The organism is Rothia nasimurium, from assembly GCF_928381705.1.
Taxonomy (GTDB): domain Bacteria; phylum Actinomycetota; class Actinomycetes; order Actinomycetales; family Micrococcaceae; genus Rothia; species Rothia nasimurium_G.
The window spans coordinates 38,654-62,364 of sequence record NZ_CAKMSR010000012.1 but is presented as its reverse complement, the minus strand read 5'-3'; the positions used below and the strand labels follow the sequence as shown (position 1 = coordinate 62,364).

At 47.9% G+C, this 23,711-nt stretch carries 20 protein-coding genes and 1 tRNA gene; 17 read left to right on the top strand and 4 right to left on the bottom strand.

Annotated elements, in window-relative coordinates; translation table 11 throughout:
- Positions 1 to 4 precede the first annotated feature (4 nt).
- Positions 5 to 1,828, bottom strand: coding sequence for an ABC-F family ATP-binding cassette domain-containing protein (locus L6762_RS10160; RefSeq protein WP_237187123.1), 1,824 nt, complete (start codon positions 1,826 to 1,828; stop codon positions 5 to 7).
- Positions 1,829 to 1,945: 117 nt separating this feature from the next.
- Here L6762_RS10160 and L6762_RS10155 point away from each other — a divergent pair, with 117 nt between their 5' ends.
- The 17 genes from L6762_RS10155 to L6762_RS10075 all read left to right on the top strand — a co-directional run bounded on the left by L6762_RS10155 (position 1,946) and on the right by L6762_RS10075 (position 20,876).
- Complete coding sequence (locus L6762_RS10155; protein WP_237187122.1) at positions 1,946 to 2,536, top strand: hypothetical protein; 591 nt, start codon at positions 1,946 to 1,948, stop codon at positions 2,534 to 2,536.
- 118 nt (positions 2,537 to 2,654) lie between these two features.
- Positions 2,655 to 2,726 (top strand) — tRNA-Gln (locus L6762_RS10150).
- Between the two features lie 61 nt (positions 2,727 to 2,787).
- The gene (glmU, locus tag L6762_RS10145) at positions 2,788 to 4,263 is read left to right on the top strand and encodes a bifunctional UDP-N-acetylglucosamine diphosphorylase/glucosamine-1-phosphate N-acetyltransferase GlmU (RefSeq protein WP_272878705.1); all 1,476 of its coding nucleotides are present in this window, start codon (positions 2,788 to 2,790) and stop codon (positions 4,261 to 4,263) included.
- A 5-nt stretch (positions 4,264 to 4,268) separates the two neighbouring features.
- Positions 4,269 to 5,252, top strand: coding sequence for a ribose-phosphate diphosphokinase (locus tag L6762_RS10140; RefSeq protein ID WP_237187121.1), 984 nt, complete (start codon positions 4,269 to 4,271; stop codon positions 5,250 to 5,252).
- Between the two features lie 125 nt (positions 5,253 to 5,377).
- Positions 5,378 to 7,183, top strand: a complete 1,806-nt coding sequence (locus L6762_RS10135) for an ABC transporter ATP-binding protein (RefSeq protein ID WP_237187120.1) — start codon at positions 5,378 to 5,380, stop codon at positions 7,181 to 7,183.
- Positions 7,184 to 7,236: 53 nt separating this feature from the next.
- Positions 7,237 to 8,154, top strand: coding sequence for a glycosyltransferase family 2 protein (locus L6762_RS10130; protein WP_237187119.1), 918 nt, complete (start codon positions 7,237 to 7,239; stop codon positions 8,152 to 8,154).
- Positions 8,155 to 9,162 carry a CgeB family protein gene (locus L6762_RS10125; RefSeq protein WP_237187118.1) on the top strand — a complete coding sequence of 336 codons (1,008 nt, stop codon included), beginning with the start codon at positions 8,155 to 8,157 and terminating at the stop codon, positions 9,160 to 9,162. It begins immediately after the preceding gene.
- The gene (locus L6762_RS10120) at positions 9,153 to 10,223 is read left to right on the top strand and encodes an RNA-binding protein (protein ID WP_237187117.1); all 1,071 of its coding nucleotides are present in this window, start codon (positions 9,153 to 9,155) and stop codon (positions 10,221 to 10,223) included. Before L6762_RS10125 ends, L6762_RS10120 begins: the two co-directional genes overlap by 10 nt.
- Entirely contained in the window at positions 10,224 to 10,943 is a 720-nt protein-coding gene (locus L6762_RS10115) for a cytidylyltransferase domain-containing protein (protein ID WP_237187116.1), read from the top strand.
- Positions 10,944 to 10,949: 6 nt separating this feature from the next.
- Positions 10,950 to 13,193: an N-acetylneuraminate synthase family protein gene (locus L6762_RS10110; RefSeq protein ID WP_237187115.1), complete on the top strand. Its 2,244-nt coding sequence runs from the start codon at positions 10,950 to 10,952 to the stop codon at positions 13,191 to 13,193.
- A complete protein-coding gene (locus L6762_RS10105; protein WP_237187114.1) occupies positions 13,184 to 14,329 on the top strand; it encodes a glycosyltransferase in 1,146 nt (381 codons plus the stop codon). Before L6762_RS10110 ends, L6762_RS10105 begins: the two co-directional genes overlap by 10 nt.
- A complete protein-coding gene (locus tag L6762_RS10100; RefSeq protein WP_237187113.1) occupies positions 14,322 to 15,554 on the top strand; it encodes an O-antigen ligase family protein in 1,233 nt (410 codons plus the stop codon). Before L6762_RS10105 ends, L6762_RS10100 begins: the two co-directional genes overlap by 8 nt.
- Positions 15,544 to 16,602 (top strand): acyltransferase family protein, encoded by a 1,059-nt coding sequence (locus tag L6762_RS10095; RefSeq protein WP_237187112.1) that lies wholly within the window; start codon positions 15,544 to 15,546, stop codon positions 16,600 to 16,602. Before L6762_RS10100 ends, L6762_RS10095 begins: the two co-directional genes overlap by 11 nt.
- A gap of 23 nt (positions 16,603 to 16,625) precedes the next feature.
- Positions 16,626 to 17,669 (top strand): glycosyltransferase family 4 protein, encoded by a 1,044-nt coding sequence (locus L6762_RS10090; protein ID WP_237187111.1) that lies wholly within the window; start codon positions 16,626 to 16,628, stop codon positions 17,667 to 17,669.
- Positions 17,670 to 17,671: 2 nt separating this feature from the next.
- Positions 17,672 to 18,754, top strand: a complete 1,083-nt coding sequence (locus L6762_RS10085; RefSeq protein WP_237187110.1) for an acyltransferase family protein — start codon at positions 17,672 to 17,674, stop codon at positions 18,752 to 18,754.
- Positions 18,755 to 18,771: 17 nt separating this feature from the next.
- The gene (locus L6762_RS10080) at positions 18,772 to 19,722 is read left to right on the top strand and encodes a glycosyltransferase family 2 protein (protein ID WP_237187109.1); all 951 of its coding nucleotides are present in this window, start codon (positions 18,772 to 18,774) and stop codon (positions 19,720 to 19,722) included.
- Positions 19,723 to 19,736: 14 nt separating this feature from the next.
- A complete protein-coding gene (locus L6762_RS10075; RefSeq protein ID WP_237187108.1) occupies positions 19,737 to 20,876 on the top strand; it encodes a glycosyltransferase in 1,140 nt (379 codons plus the stop codon).
- Positions 20,877 to 20,925: 49 nt separating this feature from the next.
- Here the strand turns inward: L6762_RS10075 and L6762_RS10070 are convergent, their stop codons facing one another.
- The 3 genes from L6762_RS10070 to L6762_RS10060 all read right to left on the bottom strand — a co-directional run bounded on the left by L6762_RS10070 (position 20,926) and on the right by L6762_RS10060 (position 23,628).
- On the bottom strand, positions 20,926 to 21,171 hold the full coding sequence (locus tag L6762_RS10070) for a PqqD family protein (protein ID WP_237187107.1): 246 nt from the start codon (positions 21,169 to 21,171) through the stop codon (positions 20,926 to 20,928).
- A 45-nt stretch (positions 21,172 to 21,216) separates the two neighbouring features.
- The gene (locus L6762_RS10065; protein ID WP_237187106.1) at positions 21,217 to 22,107 is read right to left on the bottom strand and encodes a nucleotidyltransferase family protein; all 891 of its coding nucleotides are present in this window, start codon (positions 22,105 to 22,107) and stop codon (positions 21,217 to 21,219) included.
- A gap of 105 nt (positions 22,108 to 22,212) precedes the next feature.
- Complete coding sequence (locus L6762_RS10060; RefSeq protein ID WP_237187105.1) at positions 22,213 to 23,628, bottom strand: polysaccharide biosynthesis tyrosine autokinase; 1,416 nt, start codon at positions 23,626 to 23,628, stop codon at positions 22,213 to 22,215.
- Between the last annotated feature and the right edge of the window lie 83 nt (positions 23,629 to 23,711).

Genomic DNA, 23,711 nt, shown 5'->3' with positions numbered 1-23,711 from the left:
GCTCCTACACTATTTCACTTAATTCAATCCAGTGCATTTCTAGTTCATCGATCTCATCCTGAATGCCTTGCTGCTCGGCAGAGAGAGCAGCCAGCCCCTCATAGTCTGAGTAGTCGTGGCTAGCCATCTTCTCATCCAGCTTGGCCTTCTGGTCTGCTAGTTTAGCGAGTTTGCGGTCAATCTGGTTGATTTCCTTCTGTGCTGCCCGGATTTCAGCTCCGCTAGCCTTAGCCGCCGAGCTGCTGCCGGCGTCCTGCTTACCAAGCGGAGAAGAATCAACCGCCTTGGTCGACGGCGCGGCAGCCGCAGAAGCTGAAAGCTGTAGGTATTCATCAACGCCACCCGGCAGATGCCTAAAAGTACCGTCAATCAGTGCGTACTGTTGGTCGGTCACACGTTCCATCAGATAGCGGTCGTGTGAAACCACCAGGAGCGTGCCGGGCCAGGTATCGAGAAGGTCCTCCATGGCCGCCAGCATGTCGGTGTCGAGGTCGTTAGAGGGTTCGTCCAGGATAAGGACGTTGGGCTCATCCAACAGAATCAGCAGAAGCTGAAGACGGCGCTTCTGACCACCTGACAGGTCTTTAACCGGGGTAGATAGCTGGGCTGACGTAAACCCTAGACGTTCCAGAAGCTGCCCGGGCGTCATCTCCTTACCGCCAGCTACATAGGAGGTGCGCTTGCGCCCAATGACATCTGATACCCGGTCATTCTCAACTTCCCGCAGCTCATCGAGCTGCTGGGTGAGCGTAGCGACCTTCACGGTCTTGCCGTGCTTAACCCGCCCGCGGGTGGGCTGTACCGAGCCCGTCACAAGGCCTAGCAGAGTTGATTTTCCAGCACCGTTCACACCCATAATGCCGGTGCGCTCACCAGGAGCGATGCGCCAGGTAACCTTTTTGAGCACGTCCTTCGTAGCCCCGGGTGCATTGGCATCGGGGTAGCTAACATCGACATCCTCGATATCCACTACGTCCTTACCCAGGCGGGATACAGCCATCTGCGATAGTTCCACCTTGTTACGCACCGGGGGCACATCGGCGATAAGAGCGTTAGCGGCGTCGATACGGAACTTGGGCTTGGAGGTACGCGCAGGGGCACCTCGGCGCAGCCAGGCAAGCTCCTTACGCATGAAGTTTTGGCGCTTTGCTTCGGTTGCAGCTGCCTGGCGATCGCGCTCAACACGCTGCAGAATGTAGGCAGCGTATCCGCCCTCGAAGGGCTCTACGATGCCGTCGTGGACCTCCCAGGTATCTGTACAAATTTCGTCCAGGAACCAACGGTCGTGGGTGACGGTGAGCAGACCGCCCGCGTTCTTAGACCAGCGGGTTTTAAGGTGGTTAGCTAGCCAGGTGATAGCCTCCACATCGAGATGGTTGGTAGGTTCGTCAAGCATGAGGACGTCCCAGTCGCCTGCCAACAGAGCGGCAAGGGCAACACGGCGGCGCTGGCCACCCGAGAGAGAAGAGACGGACGCATTCCAGTCGAGGTCCGACACGAGCCCCGAAATGACGTCGCGAATCTTAGAATCCGAAGCCCACTCGTATTCGGGGGTATCACCAACGATAGCCTGACCCACGGTTAGGGAATCGTCGAGAACATCTGCCTGATCGAGGAAGCCAATCCGGGTTCCAGATCGTACCGTGACCTTACCTGAATCGGGGGTGAGCCGCCCACCGAGGAGGGAGAGAAGCGTGGACTTACCGTCACCGTTACGACCTACGATGCCGATACGGTCGCCCTCGTTGAGGCCAACCGTGATGCCCTCAAAGATGGTGCGTGTGGGAAATTCAATGTGTAGGTCTTCGCCGCCAAGTAGATGTGCCACCCCTCTAGGCTACTAGGTAAACGTTAGGCCTTCCAATTACAAACTGTGTTTTACTGTCTCGAGCGATTTTCTATGGTGTCAAACATTGCAAGTTCTGCACAGAGTAAAATAGAAGACATGACACAATTCAATGTAGGAGCTCTCCTTAAAAAAAGAAGAAGAGTAGAGGAAGAAGAGCTCAGGTACCTCCCGATGTCCAAGAAGGTTCTCTTTGTCTGCACAGGTAACATTGCCCGAAGCGCCACGGCACAGTACATTGCTGAGCAACTTTCAGGCTCCGATTCAGAGTGGACTTTTGATAGCGCGGGGACTGGGGCTGTCGTAGGCTCAGGGGTAGCTCCTTTTATTGACTCGGAGCTGGAATCGCGAGGTGTAAACTTTCACAGCCATCAGACTAAACAGATTACTGCTCAGTTATTGGAAGAATCTGCACTAGTCTTAGTGATGGAGAAAGAACACCTTAACTGGATTGTGCGTGAGTGGCCCCAACACCGCTCAAAAATTCATCTCTTAAAACATATGGCGCGAGTTCAGGAACAGGCTGGGCGTCGCGTTGATCCAGTAGCCTTCATGTATGCCCTCGATGAGCCTCCAGCAAAAGAAGACAGAATCGCTGATCCCTATCGTAAGGGGCCTGAGGCTGCGAGAATTGCTGTGGAAGAAATAGAGCTTGCTCTGACAAAGATTATTCCCTGGCTGGGAACTTAGGCAACTGCTTTAGAGAACTTTTACCGAGACTCACTCTCTACGCGTTTCATTCTGAGCATGAGACTTGGTAATATCTAGATTCGTCCATACTGCTGCTAGGAAGTGTGCAGGGTGGTAATCCGCCATGGTGTAATTGGCAACACAGCGGCCTTTGGAGCCGTTATTCAAGGTTCGAGTCCTTGTGGCGGAGCTCAATACCCCTTTATCTCGCAACATTACCGGGGTCTCACTCGCTCAAGGAGTACTAACTAGTGACTGCTACTGCTTCAGTTCCGTCCGCTGTTATCGTTCTAGCTGCCGGAGCTGGAACCCGCATGAAGTCCTCTACCCCCAAGGTCATGCACCCCATCGGCGGGCGCTCCATGGTAGAACACGCGGTAGCTGTAGCTCGTGAACTTGACCCTAAAAATCTGGCTGTTGTTGTGCGCCACCAGCGCGATAAGGTGGCAGCCCACGTTACTGCTTTCGATGCTGACGTCACCATCGTTGATCAGGACGAAATTCCCGGTACCGGGCGCGCTGTTGAAGTCGGTCTGCTGGGTCTTGACGCTGAATCGGGGGAAGTCGAAGGCACTGTTGTGGTGACCTATGGTGACGTTCCCCTGCTGAAGACCGAGACCCTACGCAAGCTCATTGCCTTCCACGAAGAAGGCAAGAACGCCGTCACCGTTCTGACAACCCACATCGATGAACCCGGTTCCTACGGCCGTATCGTCCGCAACGAAGCTGGTGAAGTAACCGCTATCGTCGAAGCCAAAGACGCCACCCCCGAGCAGCTTGCTATCACCGAGATCAACTCCGGTATTTACGCCTTTGACGCAAAGGTTCTGCGTGACTCGTTGACCCGCGTCACCACCGACAATGCCCAGGGCGAAAAGTACATCACCGACGTCCTTTCCATTGCCCGCGAGGACGGCTACCGCACCAGCGCTCTCGATATTGAAGACCGCTGGGAAGTTGAGGGTGCTAACGACCGGGTTCAGCTAGCTCAGCTGGGACGTAAGCTCAACGACCGTCTAACTCACGCACATATGGTCGCAGGTGTTACTATCGTTGATCCCGAATCCACCTGGATTGATGTTACTGTCACCATCGACAACGACGTTACTATCCTGCCCGGTACCCACCTGCGCGGCACCACCCACATTGCTACCGGCTCTGTCATCGGTCCTGACACTACTTTGACCAACGTCAAGGTAGGGGAGAATACGACTATCTCCCGTACCGAAGGCTCTGACTCAGAAATCTCTGATGGCGCTACCGTTGGCCCCTTCGCTTACCTGCGCCCCGGTACCAAGCTTGGCCCCAAGGGCAAGATTGGCACCTTCGTTGAAACCAAGAACGCCGAAATTGGCGCCGGTTCAAAACTGCCCCACCTCTCTTACGCTGGGGATGTAACGATTGGCGAAAACTCCAATATCGGTGCAGCATCAGTCTTTGTGAACTACGACGGCGTGAATAAGCATCGCTCCACCGTAGGAAACAATGTCCGAATGGGGTCCGACAACATGTATGTCGCACCCGTACATATCGGAGATGGCGCGTATTCTGGAGCTGGAACCGTCATCCGCGAGGACGTCCCCGCAGGCGCCCTCGCAATTAACGAAGCCTCTCAGCGCAACATCGAACGCTGGGTCATTGAAAAGCGAGCCGGTACTGAAGCCGCAGAAGCAGCCCAGGCTGCACTGGATGCGGAATCAGCCAGCTCAGTTAAGGAAAGCGAATAGCAGTAATGACTGAGATTACGAATCCAGGCGAGAAGAAGATGGCGCTGGTCTCAGGCCGCGCCCACCCCGAACTCGCTGAACAGATTGCAGCGGAACTGGGGAACGAAGTTCTTCCTTCATCCGCCTACACCTTCGCTAACGGGGAAACCTACGTTCGTTTCGAGGATTCAGTGCGAGGGAAGGACGCTTTCGTAATCCAGTCCCACCCGGCACCGATTAACGACGCCATCATGGAACAGCTGATCATGATTGACTCGCTCAAGCGTGCCTCAGCTCGTTCTATCACCGTGGTCTCCCCCTTCTACCCCTACGCCCGCCAGGACAAGAAGCACAAGGGCCGTGAACCCATCTCAGCACGCCTGATCTCAGACCTCTACAAGACCGCCGGTGCCCACCGCCTGATGAGCGTTGACCTACATACCGCTCAGATTCAGGGTTTCTTCGACGGCCCCGTTGACCACCTGATGGCTATCCCCCTGCTTGCTGAGTACGTAGCAAGCAAGGTCGATACCGATAACGTCACCGTGGTTTCACCCGACACCGGCCGTGTACGCGTTGCTGAGCAGTGGGCTGAACTCCTTGGCGGCGCCCCGCTGGCTTTCGTCCACAAGACTCGCGATGTCAACGTGCCCAATCAGGCTGTTTCAAAGACCGTTGTGGGTGACATCGAGGGGCGTACCTGCGTGCTCATCGACGACATGATTGATACCGGTGGCACTATCGCCGGTGCAGTACGTGTGCTTAAGGAGAACGGTGCTAAGGACGTCATCATTGCAGCTACCCATGCTGTTTTCTCTGATCCTGCAGCTGAGCGCCTGGCAAACTGCGGTGCCAGCGAAGTTGTTGTTACCAACACCCTGCCACTGAAGCCCGAGCAGACTTTTGACAACCTGACTGTACTATCGATTGCACCTCTATTGGCTCGTGCGATCAAGGAAGTCTTCGACGAAGGTTCGGTAACAAGCCTGTTCGACGGACGCGCTAACTAACATCATCAATATCACTGGAAGATAGCTTCGTGCCTGGTGGCGCGAAGCTATTTTTCGCTGTAGCGTAGTGGGATAGGGAAATAAAACTTACAGCGTTAACTTTAGAGGAGATTGGGTTGGGCTCAATGATCACAAGACTGAGATATCTCTTTCCAGGAAAAAAATTCTACCTACTGATACTCGCATTATTACTTCTATTTTTTATCTCGCTTCTTGATTTAGTGGGTGTAGCAGTAATTTTGCCTGTAATCCAAGTGGCGACGGGTGGGGATTATACGTCGGGTTACCTAGGGCAAATGTATCGTATATTTGGAAACCCTAGTAAAGAGAAATTTATTCTCTATTTATCTTTCATCCTTGTAGTTTCTTTTGTATTAAAGGGAATCTTTTCATTAGCTATTAAATGGTGGACAACTGGATTTATCGCAAAGCAGCAGGCTGCAAGCTCTGTGTCAATGTTAGGGGCTTATATTCATGAACCTTACACTGCTCACAGGCAGCGTTCAACCGCTGAAATTCTTCAAATAACCGGTTCAGCAAACTCTCAAGTATATACTGGGTACGCTGGTAGTATTATCAACATTGCCGGGGAAGGTCTTTCTATCCTTGTGCTAATGGTTCTTTTGTCTGTTGTAATGCCTGTCGAAACGTTAATCGCATTTGTATATTTTGGCTTGACGTCATTTCTCATACAAACTTTCTTGAAAAAAAGAAATATGAACGCTGGGTATGTTGTGTGGACGAAGGAGCTTAGGGCATCAGAGGCCACTTTATCAGCTGCGGATGGTTTTCGGGAGAATATTATTCACGGTGTAGCTGAACGCGGCTTATATACTTATCAAAAAGCTCGAACTGATGTGGTTGCTGCAGCCAGGCTAAAAGGTTTTTATTATGAGCTTCCCAAATATTTACTTGAAATAGTTTTTATTGGTGGCATTGCGCTAATTATGGCGTTTATGGTTTTTTCAGGAGGATTAGCACAAGCGGCTTATATGGCTGTTTTTGCGGCTGCATGCGTCAGAATTCTTCCAAACTTCGTTCGTGTGATTGCTACTCTTGGCACGCTTCGCGCTTCAATTCCCTATGTAGAAAAGTATGAGGAAGCCATTAAAGAGCTTGAAGTTGGTGAGTTTAAGTTTCTCGAAAGTGAACCAAATATCGGTATCTTTAGCCAGGTTGAATCCTCAATACAGCCTACAAATGTACAGGTGGAGAATTTGAGCTATCGTTACCCCGATGGAAAGAATGATGTTTTAAGCAATCTAAACTTTTCGGTTCCTGTAGGAAGCTCTATTGCTTTTGTGGGTGGGTCCGGTTCTGGAAAAACTACCCTCATTGATCTTATTCTTGGTCTTCTTACTCCTAGTGCGGGGCAAGTCCTTGATAACGGTAAAAATATTAGTGAAGATTTAGAAACTTGGCATAGCAAAATTGGATATGTGCCCCAGGACGTTTTCCTGTCAGGGAAAACTGTACGTGAGGAAATTGCGTACGGTCTAAAAGATTCAGAAATTGATGATAACCGGGTGAAGGAATGTATTAAGCTCGCAGAACTTGAGGACGTCGTGGAGTCTTTGGAGGAAGGCGTTCAAACTAAGTTAGGAGAAAATGGGACCAGACTCTCTGGCGGCCAGCGTCAGCGTATTGGCCTGGCTCGAGCTTTCTACCGAAATCCCAGTATCCTGATTCTTGATGAAGCAACTTCTGCTCTTGATAATGAAACTGAATATAAAATTACCAAGGCAATACATAGGCTTACCGAGGGAAGAACTGTTTTTATTGTCGCCCATAGACTTTCTACAGTTCGCAATGTTGACAAATTGCTATTCATGTCAGAAGGGCGTATTGTATCTCAAGGCACATTTTCCGAAGTGCGTGAAAATAATTCAGATTTTGCCCGTTTGGTGGAGCTTGGGCAATTGCCTGAATAGCTATTAAAAGTATCAATAAAATAATTTTCACTGACTTCAGGAAGGTGTGAAGTATGAATTCAATTTCAGTTGTTATTCCGTTCTATGGGAATCCTGATGATTCTTACTTTTTGGTGCAATCTTTAAAGCAATGTTCGAAAGGCATGGATTTAGAAATAATTGTTTCTGATGATGACTCTCCCATGCCATTCCCTGAAACTGATGGTATTAAAGTTGTTCGTCGAATAAATAACGGGGGGTTTGGTGCTAATGTAAATACCGGTGTTGCCGCAGCAACAGGTGACTGGGTGCTTATCCTTAACAGCGATCTAACCCTCCCCCCTAACTTTCTTGCCGATATGCTCTCTGCAGCAGAAGAAGAAGCTAGCAGAGCGGGTCAAGGAGTTATGCTTAGCCCACAAATTACTGGACACAATAGCGAACCACAGTGGGTTGGCCGAGCCTTCCCTAAAACGCGTCACCATGCTTGGGAATGGTTCACCCCAGCGGCTCGCCTACGACCTACCAGGTTTTGGCATGCACTGGTCGGTCATGATCTAGACTGTGTTACAGGAAACCGGGCAGAACCTGACTGGCTCATGGGGGCCTGTATGATGCTCCGCCGCGAAGATTTCAACACAGTTGGAGGGATGGATGAGCGATTCTTCATGAATAGCGAAGAAACAGACCTGCAACGCCGACTGGCTGCCCACGGCATTAAACGAATCTTCCGCGGCGATATAGTAGTAGGACACGTGGGAGGCGGCTCATCTGGAGCCTCTGCCCAACGCCGCCAATGGGTTCTCGACTCTCGTTTTATCTATAACTCAAAATGGAATGAAGGTAAGCATCTGGCTACTGCCTTGAGAGCCGTATCTATTGCAAACTTTCTCTTTAACTCCCTCCGGGCAACCCGAAATTGCGCTGTTACCCCTTACGCCACACTTCGCGAAGAACTGACCTATATCCAGAAAGCAGAGAATAAACGATAAATGGTAGAGAAACTTCTTATCATCACCCCTGCTTTCCACGGGTATTGCTACTCCATTGCAGATAGCTTCACTCAGCTAGGCTACGACGTGACGGTACATCGCTACGACGCCTTTGATACGGTCAAAGACAAGCTACGCAATAAAGCCTTTTACGAACTGCCCTCAAAAGTTGGTTTCGACGGGCAAAAGGCCGCCGAAAAAGCGGCTACAGTTAAAGCCCTCCAGGTTCTTCGCGAGGTGAATCCTGACAAACTCATCGTTATTAAAGCAGATACCCTAGGCGATAACTTCTGGCAGGCTGTTACTGACCGTAAAATCCCTTATATTCTATGGCTATACGATGATCTAAAGCGCCATCGTTACACCAAAAACTTCTTGCGTGATTTACCTCTTGTAGTTAGTTATGCTCGTGCAGAAGCTGAGGAACTTGCGTCAGATGGCATCAATGCGCATTTTGTTGCCAACGGCTATGATCCATCTCTAGCCGATTTCCCCCAAAAACGGAACAACGAGATTGTATTCGTAGGATCACGCTATAAAAATCGGGAAGAAATGATAGTCAAACTATCAAATTCTGGTATCCCAGTACGAGCCTACGGCCGTGAATGGTCCCATCATCTTTTCGACCGTTTACGTACTTGGGAGTTGAAACGTCCAGATATTCCCTCCGAACGAGACATCACTTTGGCACAGGCTTACGAAGTTCAAGCATCTGCTGCTGCAGCACTTAACATTCACGGTTTACAGGCTGGTTTAGCTATGCGAACCTTTGAGGTGCCTGGTATGAACGGGTTACAACTGATTGACAGGCCTGACGTTGAGGAGTTCTATGACGTTGGCTCTGAAGTGCTTGTCTACCAGAGTACAGAAGAGCTTATTGAACTATGCCAGCGTATTATCGGGGACCCTAGATGGAGCGATTCTATACGCGCTGCCGGCCTTAAACGAAGCCAGGCTGAACATACCTTTTTCCATCGCGCACAGAAAATGGATACCCTATGGGTTTAATCTATCCGGCAGATCTCGAGGCCTGGAGCAGATGGCAGGCAAATGCTCATTTACTCCGGCGAGCTAAAGACGCACTCAAGGACGTTCCCGCACGAGTTCGTGGCGGTAGGGCAACTACCAGTGAGCCTGTTCCTGTTACAGGCTATCTTCATGTTGCTGGTAGCAGCCCCCGCATCCTTATCGCTTTAGATTCTACGTCTCCGACTTCCCTGGGATCCTTGGTGAAGCCTGCCTATTGGTTAGAACCTAGTTCGTACGTTGTATGGGCTCCTGAAGATGTTACCGAGCACCTTCCTGAAGGTAACTGGCAAGTTAGCGCGTTAACAGAAACAGAACTCGATGATGTGGTAGAAGGGGTACAGCAGGTGCTTGCCCTGGGGCACTATATGGCCTGGGGCGCTGCAGCCTATCGGCTGACTCGGCGTATTGGAGCAGGTTTTATTACTGTCCAGCACGGTCTCCATACACCATACGCCCCGCCACTGGCTCCTGATACCCACCTTCTTGCTTTTAGCCAAACTGATGCTGAATTCTGGATTTCAGGGCGTACAGATATTACTTATGATGTGGTTGGTTCACAGCTTTTCTGGGAAGCAGCGCAGCTACCTGCTATGCAGACTTCAGATGAGGCTGTTCAACCTATTTTCTTAGGCCAAATGCACGGAGCTGAACTACCCCGTTATTCCTACGCCCAAGCAGGGTACACATTCTGTAAGGAGACAGGGGCTCGTTACCGACCTCACCCTAACGAAAAGGACAAACTGTCTGTACTTACCCATGCTCTATGGGACAAAATGGGTATAGAGATTGACCGAGGTCGCGAGCCCCTCAATACGCTGACCAACCCTGTAGTATCAATTTTTTCTACAGGAGTACTTGAAGCGGCAATTAGGGGAATCCCTGCTTGGGTTTATCACCCCAACCCGCCTGCGTGGGTTAGAGAGTTTTGGGATAGGTATGGCCTTAGCCAGTGGGGAGAAACCCCCACTCCAGCACCGGCTGTGCCATCAACACCTCCAGCACAGGCAATCGCACAATACCTAGAGGAGAAACTTAAATAGATGCGCGTTCTATGCGTGATACCCGTTCGCGGCGGGTCCAAGGGAATTCCCCGAAAGAACCTTAAGCCCATCGCAGGTAAGCCCCTCGTTGCTTGGACCATCGAGCAGGCCCTTGCCGCAAAGGCCGAGCTGGAAGGCGAACACCTGGTCGATGTGCTGGTCTCAACCGACGACGCGGAGCTAGCTGATATTGCCCGCCAGTACGGGGCAGAGGTGCCCTTCATGCGCCCGGCTCACCTGGCAGAAGATACCACCGCCACCGAACCGGTGATTGAGCACGCTATCGAGTTCTATACAGCGGAGGGCAAACGTCCGGACGCCGTCATGCTCCTGCAGGCGACCTCACCCGTCCGCCTGCCCGGCACCCTGGCCCGCGCTATCCGCCAGTTCGCTGCCTCAGCTTCGGATTCCATGGTGGGCGTTATCCCCATCGGCCCCTTTATCTGGGCCGCCACAGAGCCACCAACTGCCCAATACGAGGTCATGGCCCGTCCTCGCCGTCAGGAGCTCACCCGAGAGACTTTCCGCTACCGCGAAAACGGCTCCATGTACATCACCAAGACCGAGCTCTACGAAACCCTGCACAACCGACTGGGCGGCAACATCGAGCTCTTCATGCTCGATGAAGTTGAGGGCGTAGATATTGACGCTCCCATCGACTTTTCCGTCGCAGAACATCAACTGCTCACCACACTCGCATCAGAAGAAAACGAAGGCTAAAACACTATGATTATCGAACGTAATATCACCCCCTACATCGTTTTCTCTGAGGACCCGGTACTGACCGCCCTACAGAAGATTTCTGCTAACGGGCAGCGCATTATTTTTCTGGTCAACGAATCTGGTGTGCTCAAGGGCTCCTTGTCAGACGGCGACTTCCGCCGCTGGCTGATTGCCAACCCCGCTGCCTCCCTTGAAACTAGCGCCCTTGAGGTGGCTAACCTGGGCGTCAAGACTGCCCCCATCGGTTCGGAACCGGCAGAGCTACAGGGCGAATTCGCCAAGGGCATCAGCCTTCTTCCCCTGGTGGACGAGCGCGGCCACCTGGTTGCTATCGCCATGGACGAGCAGAACGTGCTGCGCATTGGCCGCACCGAAATCACCGAAGACTCACCCTCCTTCATCATTGCCGAAATCGGTAACAACCACCAGGGCGACGTTGACCTGGCCAAGCGCCTGGTTGACCTGGCTGTTGATACCGGGGCTGATGCGGTTAAGTTCCAGCTCCGTGACATGGATGCCCTCTACCGGCAGAAGGGCTCAAAGTCAGCCGGCGAAGACCTGGGTGTTCAGTACACCCTCGACCTGCTCTCCCGCTTCTCCTTTACCGTGGATCAGATGTACGAGGTCTTTGACCATGTCAAACAGCACGACATGGATATCATGTGCACCCCCTGGGACGGCCCCTCGGTACAGGCCCTGGTCGACTACGGTATTCAGGGTCTCAAGGTTGCCTCAGCTGACCTGACCAACCACGACCTTCTACGGGATATGGCCTCCCGTGGCCTGCCCATGCTGGTATCCACCGGTATGAGCCGTGAAGAAGAAATCCGGGAGTCGGTCAATCTGCTACGCTCCCTGGGTGCTTCCTACGCCCTGCTGCAGTGCCAGTCCACTTACCCAGCTCCCTTCAAAGACGTCAACCTGGCCTACATGGACCGCCTGGCTGAAATCGGCCAGTGCCTGGTGGGCTACTCAGGCCACGAACGCGGCTACCACGTACCCATCGCAGCCGTTGCCCGCGGTGCCAAGATTATTGAAAAGCACTTCACCGTCGATAAGACCCTCGAAGGCAACGACCACACCGTCTCTCTGCTGCCTGACGAGTTCAAGGCTATGGTGCAGCAGATTCGTGAGGTAGAGGAATCTATCGGTACCTCAGCCCCCCGCGAGGTCTCCACCGGTGAGCTCATGAACCGCGTCAACCTTGCTAAGTCTCTGGTTGCTACCCGCACCATCGCTAAGGGTGAGGTCGTGACAGAGGCGGACGTCGAGGTCAAGTCACCCGGCCGCGGTCTGCAGCCCAACTACCTGCCCCAGCTCCTGGGCCGCACTATGCAGCGTGAGGTCGAAGCTGGCACCTTCTTCTTCGAGGGCGACCTGAAGGACGACCTCGTGACCCGCCGCGACTTCAAGTTTGACCGACCCTGGGGCCTGCCTGTCCGCTACCACGACTACAAGCCCCTGATTGAGGACGCTGAGCCTGACTTCCTGGAGTTCCACTTCTCCTACAAGGACCTTGAAGTCGATATCGATGAGGTCTTTGACCGTAAGCTCGACATGTCCTTCACCACCCACTTGCCCGACCTCTTCGCCGGTGACTTCTTGGTAGACCTGGCCTCCCGCGACCAGGAAACCTGGGAACGCTCGATTGCAGAAGTCCAGCGCACCATCGACATCACCCGCGATTTGACCCGCTACTTCACCGTGGACGACGACCCGGTCATGGTCGTCACCATGGGTGGATTCACCAAGGACGGCCACATCGCCCCGTCCGCCCGTGCCGACAAGTACGAGCGTATCGGCGAGGCACTTGCCAAGCTTGATACTTCGGGCGTGCGTATCGCGGCCCAGACCCTGCCTCCTTACCCCTGGCTCATGGGTGGTCAGCAGTACCACAACCTCTTCCTTGACCCCAAGGACACCGCTGACTTCTCCGACACCTACAACACCGCCCTCTGCTTGGACATCTCCCACACCATGCTGGCGGCCAACTTCCTCAAGATTCCTCTCTCCGAGGCCGTTGAGCTGCTGGCACCCCGCTCCATCCACCTGCACCTGGTGGACGGCATCGGCGTGGACGGCGAAGGCGTCCAGGTCGGCGAAGGTGACGTAGACTGGGCAGCTCTCGGCAAGCAGCTGCGGGAACTGACCCCCAAGTCCTCCTTTATTCCCGAAATCTGGCAGGGCCACGTCAACAACGGCGAAGGCTTCTTCACCGCACTCGATAGGCTCGAAAAGTGGCTGTAAACTCGACTAATCCCACTGTCCTGCTGTGTATGCCGGTGCCTGACTTTGCAGGTGTGGCCCGGCATCTAGTAGATATCGCCCGCAACGGTATCCCCGGGTACAACCTGGTCTTTTTCTGTCCGGAGGGTGAGCTCTCAGAGTACCTAGAAAATATGGGTGTAGACGTACGAACCGGTGAGTTTGGGCCTGACTTTGGTTTTAAGAAATCATTCGTTGCTCTAGACCGTATTATTGGGGAGATTCAGCCAGCGATAGTTCATACTCATCTCGCGTATGCAGATGTTGTTGCCGTTGCCGTAGTGAATGCTCGTAAAGCGCGACATCTCGCACACCGTACGGTGTGCGCGCCCAAGCTTATTAGCACGGAACATGGAATTGCTGTTGATGACCTTGTGTACCACGAAACTGTGCGTCAGCAGAAACTGATGGAACTAGTGCACCGCATACGTCTATGGTTTACCGATGGCAAGATTGCTGTTTCGCGCTTTAACTCTGTGCAAATGAGCAAGAAATGGGGCGCTAAAAATGTAACTGTAATTCCTAATGGCGTTGACTTAGATATTGTCGCGCAAAAGGTTGAGCAGAAACGAGTGCCAGGGGAGCCTGGCATCTTGCGAGTTGTTTCAATGGCTCGTTTGGCTCCTGAGAAAAAAATTGATGTACTCATCGATGCCTTTGCGCTGGTACTTGAAAAGGATTCCACCGCACAGCTTGAAATCGCTGGTAAGGGCGAATGCCTAGAAGATCTTAAAGAACAGGTTAAGCGACTAGGTATTGATTCGAATGTGTTCTTTTCAGGCTTTAATGACCCTTTTGAAGTCATGGGGCGCAACGACGTGCTGGTGCAGCTCTCTATTGCAGAGAATAACTCTTACACCTTGTTAGAGGCGAAGGCTGGTGGGCTCAAAGTACTTGCGACTGCTATGGGTGGAAACCCAGAGCAGCTAGCTCCTGCCGAGATGGTTCCGGCTTTAACCCCCGAAAATCGCCAGCAGATTGTCGAAGCAGCAGCTGATAAAATTCTTGCTTACCGTGAAAACCTGAGTATAAGGGATACTTCCTTCAGATGGGATTCTACTTCCCAGATGACGAAAAACATTAGCCAAAAATATGGGGAGGTATTAGTGAATGGTTAGTGTAACTCACCAACCAGCTGATTCTCTAGAAAAAAAAATCGATAAAATTCAGAAAGGCTTTTCCAGAGAAGCAAAAATTGTAGCTCATGGAGCAGGGTCGATTGTAGTCTTGGAGTTTATCCTAGGCTTATTAATGGTAGCCGCTGGTGTTCCAATACCAGGTTTGGGGTTTGCTGTAAATATTGCAGTAGCCATATTACTAATTTTTATTAGGTTGTATAAACCCTCAGAATATATTTGCCCTAATCTCGGCTTATTTGCAGCATCATTTATTCTAGCACTTACATATGTTTCGATAATGTCCGCAACTGTCGGTATTTCTACAACTGATGACGTTCTTCGTCGAGCATTTCGTATAGCTATTATTTTTGGGATAGTACTTCTTATTGCTGATAAGAGAATAAATTTTAAATCTTTGATGCTGGGCTTAGGTATAGGCATGGTAATAAATGCAATTGCCTTTTATCTGGGTATTGCTCCTGCTGCGTATGGTGATGCATTAACGGGATGGATGGGAGATAAAAATGTAGCTGGAATGTACTATGGAGTAATTCCTATTATTCTCTTTGGTCTTTTTGAAAAACAGTGGCATCGTCTCTTGATAGTCGCCTTAACTTTGCCCCTCCTCTTTGAAACAGGATCCAGAACCAGTATGGGAGGTTTTATTTTAGGTGTACTATGGATATTATTCGCTAGAAAAGCAAGTCTAGTAGTAAAGATTTTTCTTGGATTTGCTTTTGCCTGGCTTTTTGAATGGATGCAAAGTAACTTTGCAGACAGCTCTGTATTCGGCGACCGCACCGGGACGGACTGGTACCGAGAACAAATTGATATCGCATCTTGGGCAAAAACAGAAGCCGCTCCTTGGCATGGTCTAGGTTTTGGCCAAGCAACAGTTATTCTTCCAAACGGTGAAGGTATGTACTTTCACAACTCTTATTGGACCCTATTAGTAGAGGGCGGATGGCCATGGGCTATAGCGATTCTCGGGGTTACATTCTATGCTGTCTTTGTCTGGAAACAAGCAGGCCAAAGAAATAGGACCGAAAGAAATTTAACTGCAGAAGCTGCAACTGTTTTCCTTGCTGTATGTAGCTGGCGCTTGGGAGAGGTTATGCTAACTATTCCCTGGGCTTTTGCTGTCGGTTGTGCCCTATCATTAACGGCTTTACCGAAGAAAAATATATTATCGTATAATACGACAAAGTATGGTTATGAGACATAAGTTTGAGCAATCTTTAAAAATAAAAGATATCATTCAAGATAAATCTAGATTTACTGCTCTTGATGGGTTGCGTGGGATAGCAGTTCTCGCAGTTGTTATCTTACATTTTGGTTATCCATATAGCACATATTACCCATCGGATCCCTTAGCACCCTATAGTTTTGTTCTTGGAGAACTTGGTGTCCAACTATTCTTTGTTATCAGCGGTTTTGTAATATTGCTTTCAGCATCAACGGGTGGAGGGGCAAAAAATTTCGTTGTTTCTCGATTTACTCGACTGTACCCTACATACTGGTTGGCTCTAATTTTTTCGAGCATACTTATCTTTACTGTTGGTATAGAAACGCGCACTATTACAATTCCACAAGTTCTGGTTAATCTTACAATGTTTCAGCGTTTTTTCTTGGTTGATAATGTTGATCAGGTGTATTGGACTTTGGCTGTTGAAATGCAATTTTATCTTCTTATGCTAGCTTTTATCCTTGCATCTCATGGACGTTTAAGAAAAGATTACCTACTTAACTTCGGCGTTGCGTGGTGTTCGCTCGGAATTTTTCTTATGGCTATGTATCCAGGAGATTCTGCAGCAGGATTTGCCAAGATAATAGTATGGCTTGTTCTTGCACAGCATGCTCCCTTTTTCTGTTTTGGGATGGCGATGTTCATTTTCTTTCATGATAGAAAATTCAACATTTATATTCCATTTTTTGGAATCGTCGCTATTATAAATACATATTTGGCTCATGGCGTGAATCACGCTGTGGGTGTATTTTTGATTTTGACAGTCTTTTCAATAGTTGTTATTTTTAAAAAAATTAAAGTTTTAGATAGCGGCCCATTCCAATTTCTTGGAAAAATATCGTATTCAATCTATCTTTTTCATACAATTACAGGTTTTGTTATAATACATTTGACCCAGGAGTTTCTTGGTCTCTGGGGAAGCCGTTTTTTTGCATTTGTAGTGGTTGTTTTTATTAGTTGGATTTCATATCAGCTGGTTGAAATTAGATTTAGTAAATATTTGAAAAATAAACTAATTTCGAATTAGTGTTAAATTTGGAAGGAATGAGTGTGGGAGAAATTTATATTGCTGCGAATAATGGGGATATAGGTGGGGGAGAAGTAATGCTTCTCAACGTTGCCCGCGCTCTTCGTAACTTGGGTAAATCTGTAACTGTCGTTGGCCCATCATCTCCTAATGAACTCGTTGAAGCAGCTAAGGACGAGGGGTTTTCGATCGTTGTTTTGCCTGCTCATAGTCGTAAAGCGTATATAGCCCAGCTTCGATTATGGCGCCATCGGAATAAACGTGAATTGTTATGGTGTAATGGTTTAGTTCCCGCGTTTGCTACGGCTATGCTAGGTCCTCGTATCGTACACTTCCATCAGCTTCCTCAGAGGTCGCAGAAAATCGCAGCAAAAATAGCCTCCCGTGGAGCTCTTAGAACTTTAGTGCCAAGTGATTTCATGGCACAAAATATGCCAGGAACTACAACTTTATATAATTGGGCTCCTGAAGTCCCGGTAGTAGAGGCCTCAAAGAGTAAAGGTTCTAAAAATATAACTGTTGGATTTCTTGGGCGTGTTTCTCAGATAAAAGGCACAGATTTACTCGCTCAGGCTATTTATCAACTTAACCGAAGTCAAAGCGACTTCAGATTTGAGCTCGTTATCGGAGGCGAGGCCCGTTTCGTCAACGATGGAGTTCAAGATAGAGTGAACAGTGCTTTGGAACTTTTAGGAGATAGCCTTATTACTCTTGGGTGGGTTGAACCGGCAGAGTTCTTTTCACAAGTTGATTGCGTTGCTATGCCATCACAGTGGGATGAGCCCTTCGGGCTAGTTGCAGTAGAAGCGATGAGCGCAAAAGTTCCACTTCTCGTTACTCGTTCAGGTGCACTTCCGTCGATTGTGGGAGAAAACTATCCTTGGATAGTTGAGAGAGACAGTGTTGAGAGTATTGCACATGGGCTCCTAAATTTAGCACAGAATATTAATTCTTCCACTGATTATCTTCAAGGAATTATTACTGATAATTACTGGCGTTGGTATGAGAAATTTTCACCGGAATCGGGTAAAAATGGAGTTAAGAAATTAATAGAGCAGCTGGTCTAACTATGTTATCCCACCGTCAAATAGAAAAATCGCGAGTTTATTGGCTCGATTCCTTGCGGGGACTAGCTATTATTGCTGTTGTAATAGGTCATATTAATATCGGTCTGATGCAGGGGGGGCTAACTAAAGAGAATCCAGAATTTTTTAGGTTTCTTCATACATTACTTTATTTAGTGCATATGCCCCTTTTTGCTTTTCTCTTTGGCCTTAATATTCCATCTGCATGGGAAAAACGACAAAGCTGGGGATATGTATGGCGCCGTATTTTACTATTCTTTTACCTATATCTAGTCTGGACTGGAATCCAGGGAACTTTTGAAGTACTTGGTGCCAGATTTTCTAATGGTGACACTAAATGGTCTGATGTTGTAAATATTGTTTACCCTCTGGCCCATCTTTGGTATCTTCCTTGGATGATAATTGTTTATATATTGCTTATATTTTTTAAACCTTGGGGTTCGCCCTCACAGGCAATATTTATAGTTGGTATATTTTCAATTCTTAGCTGGATATCATGGGGGAATGACTCTCCTGAATTTTATCGTAGAGGAATCTCTATAGCTATTTTCGCTACTCTAGGTGCTATCATCGGAACAAGGAGAATAAGAAATTTAGGGACCTCAAATACAAATATATTGTTACCATTAGCGCTAGTTACTTCAGTATTATTTGTAGTTTTGATTATTAGATCAAACCATCTTACTATTCCTACATTGGAAGACTTCGATATCACTTTGAGCAGTAAAGTTCTTGGTATTTTAGCAAGCTGTATCGGAGTTACGGCTTTATTCCTTTGGGCAGCTCTTCTGGGGAAACATATTCGTATGGTTTTTCTTGAAGTAATAGGTATTTACTCTCTTCAAATTTATCTTATGCATCTTTTATTTACACCAACTCTGAGAATTATCTTAGTGAAGGTAGGAGTCTTTGATCCCTGGATTATTATGATGATAAGTCTTATAGGTGGTGTAGGGGTTCCTTTTATCTGTGCCACCGTATTCTATCGCCAAACTAGCTGGATGTTTGAGCTGCCTGGCAGAAAAAATTACCAAGCAAAACATAGTATCAAGTATAGTAATCATTGATTTAAGAAAGGTTTATTATGAGGTCATATCAATACAAAGCTGCTGTCATTATTCCAACAAGAGGGGGCTCGGCTAAACTTCATTACCCGCTCGACTCTCTCTCTCAGCAAACTGAGAAAAACTTTCAAGTTATTGTAGTAGTCGATGGGGACATTGATGGCTCTGCTGATATTGTTCAGAAATATATTGATTCTGACAAATTAAATATCGAACTTATTGTCTTTGCCGAAAATCAGGGCAGAGTATCAGCGCTTAATGCTGGATATAATTCAGCTGATGCTGAGATTATTATCCGCTGTGACGATGATATTCAAGTTAAGTCCGATTACATTGCTCAGCATATCTCTTACCACGCGGGGGATAGAGAGGTTGGTGTAATGGGGCTTGTGCATAATAAATTCCCTAATACCCCTCATGCTCGCGCCTACGGCTATTACCGAGATAAAAAATTTCGTGAAGAGGCGTATACTGCATCAGCTGATCAAATCTGGCACTATTGGGCAGCCAACTGTTCTATGTCAGCTGCTACTTTTGCGAAAATTGGTGGATACGATCAACGTTATCGTAGGTATGGCTGGGAAGATGTTGACATGGGCTACATGCTGCATAAAGCAGGGATAGAACTTGTTCTCTCACCTGATCTAGAGGTCAACCATTTCATTGCAGCAACAACAACTGCTGGCCGAGCGCGCCGTGCTCTGCATTCTGGTGCTTCACGTCAAATATTTGTAGAAAAACATGGTCAAGGAGTAATTCCTGAACCTAATCCACAAGGAATATGGGGCATTTGTGTCCGCTTCCTAGCTTCTATAAGCACTGAGAAAACAACGCAATGGTTCGGTTCTGCAATTGATTCTGTAGCTGATAAACTACCTCAAAATATTGCAGAAAAATTTATGGCTCTCATAATCGAGAGTGCCAGTTTAGCAGGGATTAAATATCCTAACCGTGCAAAGGTCATTTTTTAATTCGGGGATATCTGATGAATCTATTCAATCGAATACTTGGAAATTCTAAAAAGCAAGAAAAAATACCGGAGATCGCTATTGCGCATGATTATCTTACTCAACGAGGTGGTGCGGAACGTGTAGTGCTTGCCTTGCATCATGCTTTTCCAGAGGCAACGATTTATACTACTCTTTATGATCCGGAGAAGACCTATCCAGATTTTAAAAACTGTAAGGTAATCACGTCGCCACTTAACCGAATTTCGCTCTTTAGAAAAGACCACCGTCTTGCCCTACCATTTCTTCCCCTTTTCTCAAGCTTTTTACATCCTAAAGCGGATATCGTTATAGCTTCTTCCACGGGGTGGGCCCATGGTTTTAATCTACCGAAAAAAACTTTAGTCTATTGTCATTCCCCAGCTCGCTGGATTTATCTTACTGACCAGTATTTAGGAGATTCTGCTAACCCTTTGATCTCAATAGCTCTTAGAACTTTGCGACCTTTTCTGCTTTTTTGGGACCAGCGGGCTGCCGCAAAACAGCCTAATTATGTTGCAAATTCAACAACGATTAAGGACAGAATCCATAATGTTTATGGGAAAACAGTAGATATTGTTTATCCCCCATTTTCGGTCAAAGAAGATGGTGAGCATGCTAAAATAAAAGGTTTAGAAGAATTTATGGATCAGGGGTATTATTTGATTGTATCCCGATTATTGCCATATAAAAATATACAGCATGCGGTTAAAGCGTTTTCTGGGAGTAATAAGCAACTTCTAATCATTGGGGCAGGGCCAATGAAAGAAGATCTTAAAGCCATAAGCGACTCAAATATTGCTTTTGCATCTCATATAAGCGATGCGCAGATGAGGTATGCGTATGCTAATTCTATAGCTTTATTGGCTATTTCTCACGAGGACTTTGGCATTACCCCTCTTGAAGGGGGAGCCTTTGGCAAGCCAACTATTGCTCTAAAGGCCGGAGGATTTCTTGACACTATTGTTGAAGGAGTGAACGGAACTTTTATTGAGGAGCCGACAGCGGAGCTGATCCGTCAGGCAGTAGATAGGTTTACGCCCGAAGATTTTGATCCATTCGCTATTAAAGAGTACGTTCAAAAATTTTCAGAAGAGCGATTTATAGCTGAAATCAAGGGTAAAATTGAATCTCTATAGGACTATTAATTTTTATTAGTCTCTTGGCTATGTAATCGTAAATTGGAGATTAATCATTTATTTTCTCGATAAGTCCTTGATCTATGAGGGTTATGAGAAACGATGAGATACTTTCCTCGATTATTTTTCTGCTTACATCGTATATTTCTGAAATTTCTGTGACTAGAGCCGTAAGGGATAGTGGGGTTTCAAGCAACTCCCAGATTATTAGGCCAACTCCATCTAAGGTATAGATTTGTGATTTTTCTACGTTAGCAACGTAAACAATTTCATTCTCGATCTCTACTGAACTCATGTCAGAGCTGTATAAGAAAGCAGTCGATGTGCTTCGTTGGTACATTTACTTCCCTTTTTTTCTCAGTGTTTTTGTCAATTCTTTGAAGCGGGTAAAAAATTTTTGTCGCACTTCTTGTCGAGTTGGCTGATGCCCAAGTTCCATGGCTAAATGATCTTGGTTTACTAGGAAAATATCAAAAATTGTTTTAATTTTTTGTTGTAAAGATGGTGCGTTTTTAATCCTGGCATACCATCGTGTGATGTTCGATGTTTCTTGTGAAGCTGTTTTCCAAAAAAGATAGTCGGGATGCTTTGAATATTTGTCAATTGTTCCTGTAGCGGCGGCAAATGCTAAATCAGCTTCAATTTCTGCGACTCTTTTTTCTATTTCTTTCTTTTCCTCCCAGGAGAGCATCTCGTTAAGATACTCTACATCTGGTTTATGTTTACTTGTAGATCTAGCAGCATGAACGTAAACAATAATTCGGGAATCAGTAAGCGAGGTAGTTAAACACTCTACATTTGCTATTGTTTTTATTCTGCGTTTTTCCCAAAGCCGGTTAAAAGCTTGTGTCGCATCCAAGCCGATGCCGGGAAAAGCTCTATGGATATCTGCTAGGCCCCAAGTAGGATGATATATAGTCATGGCATGATGATAGTCTGATCCAGTTTCAAAGGTAGTAAGAATCTGCCATCCAGCGCTTACTGTGGATTCTACAAATTTCTCAACATGTTCTGGGCGTACCAATAAGTCAACATCTGAACTTGCTCTTGTCTTTGGGTATGTGTCAGGTCCATAGATATATCCTTTGATATGTAGGATATCGCTAGAAGATACTGTCGCAAGATACTGCAGATGGGCATGACTTAGGCGAATGCGTACATTTAACGGCAAATCGTTATATTGGTGATTTTGTTTTGACGCGTGATGATGTGTTTCTGAGGGTTCTGTCATTGAAAGCTCACTTGTATGTCGAATATGTGTTCTTTAAAAATATTATAAAAGATGGGGAGGAACTATAAGCCCCTCCCCATTTATCAGGTTACCTATACCGGCAGACTATTTGTTAGCCTTTTTACGTTTTTTCTTTGGATTGCCTTTTGACTTTTCCTCGTCAGAGCCGTAGTAGCTACTGTAGGCGTTGTTAGAGGCATAGGCGAATCCGTAGTAGGTATTGCCAAGGCCGGTACGAGGAGCCCGGTTAATGACGATGCCTAGCAGATTAGCGCTAACTTTTCGCAGATTATCAGCTGCTTCAGCAAGGTTTTCTTTACGGGTTTTACCGATGCTACCGACTAGTACTACGCCATCGACAGCAGTCGATAGAAGGGCAGCGTCTGTTACCGGCAGAACAGGGGGGACGTCTACAATGACCGTAAATTCACTTGAAAGTTCCGCGATTAGCTGGCGCATTTTATCAGAACCAAGGAGCTCGGAAGGATTAGGGGGGATACGGCCAGCAGGCAAGATAAAGAGCTGGGTGTCTTCAAACTGGCGAACTGCATCGGCTAGTTCAACTTGACCTGCAAGTACCTGTGTCAGGCCAACCTTTGAATCAATTTTGAATTTCTTTGCAATGGTGGGACGACGCAAATCGGCATCAATAATGATGACGGGAGAACCAGCGTCAGCGAGGGCTCTAGCAATTGAGGTTGAGACTGTTGATTTACCTTCGCCGGGTTCTGCGGAAGTTACAATTAGCGACTTAGGCGGATTATCCACATTAACGAAACGCAAATTAGTGCGCATCTGGCGGATGGCTTCTTGTGAGATATGATCACTATTGGCGTGAAGAATATTCTCTTCAGTAAGCTCGTCCGAAACGGGCAATACACCTAAGACGCCCGCATCTGTTGCTTTGGTTGCATCCTCTCGAGTGCGTAGTTTGGTATCAACGGTACGGCGAAGAAGAATAGCAGCCAGTACTAGAACAAGGCCGGCTGCTGCGCCTATGCCAACCAACTTAATTGTGTCGGGGCTTACCGGGGTGTTGCTGGTGGTCCCGTCTTCAAGGGGAATAACTCGCACGGCGCTACTCCCGTCAAGGTTGTTGGCTACTTTTGCAACAGCTTCTAGGGAGCTGTTGGCCAACGCCTGAGCCGCTTGGGGCGTGTTACCAGTCGCTGAAACACGGATTAGTGCTGAGTTTGCGTCTACAGTTGCAGTCAAGTTGCTCTGCACCTGACTGCGGGTAAGATTCAGCTCAGGATTTGCCGCAACAATTTCATCAGCGACAGGACCACTGTTAACAAAGGCGAGGTAGGCTGATGCCTTCTCCTTTGCCGCAGCTGAGCCTGAGATAACGTCGCCGATGCCGGTGCCGTCACCAACTGTTACATAACCGGTTGCTGTGGAAGCATAGACTTTAGGCTGTAAAAGGGAGTAGCCAAAGCCTAATAATGCACCGATTAAAAGCCCTGCTAAGAGAATTTTGAAGTTTACGCGCAACATGCGCACGACATCAAGTATGGTCATAGGTCACCTAAGGTGTGAGTGAAGGTTGGATAATCTTTGTCAGAGTCTACCACTGGGGTAGGGGCACTTATATGGTTATGTCT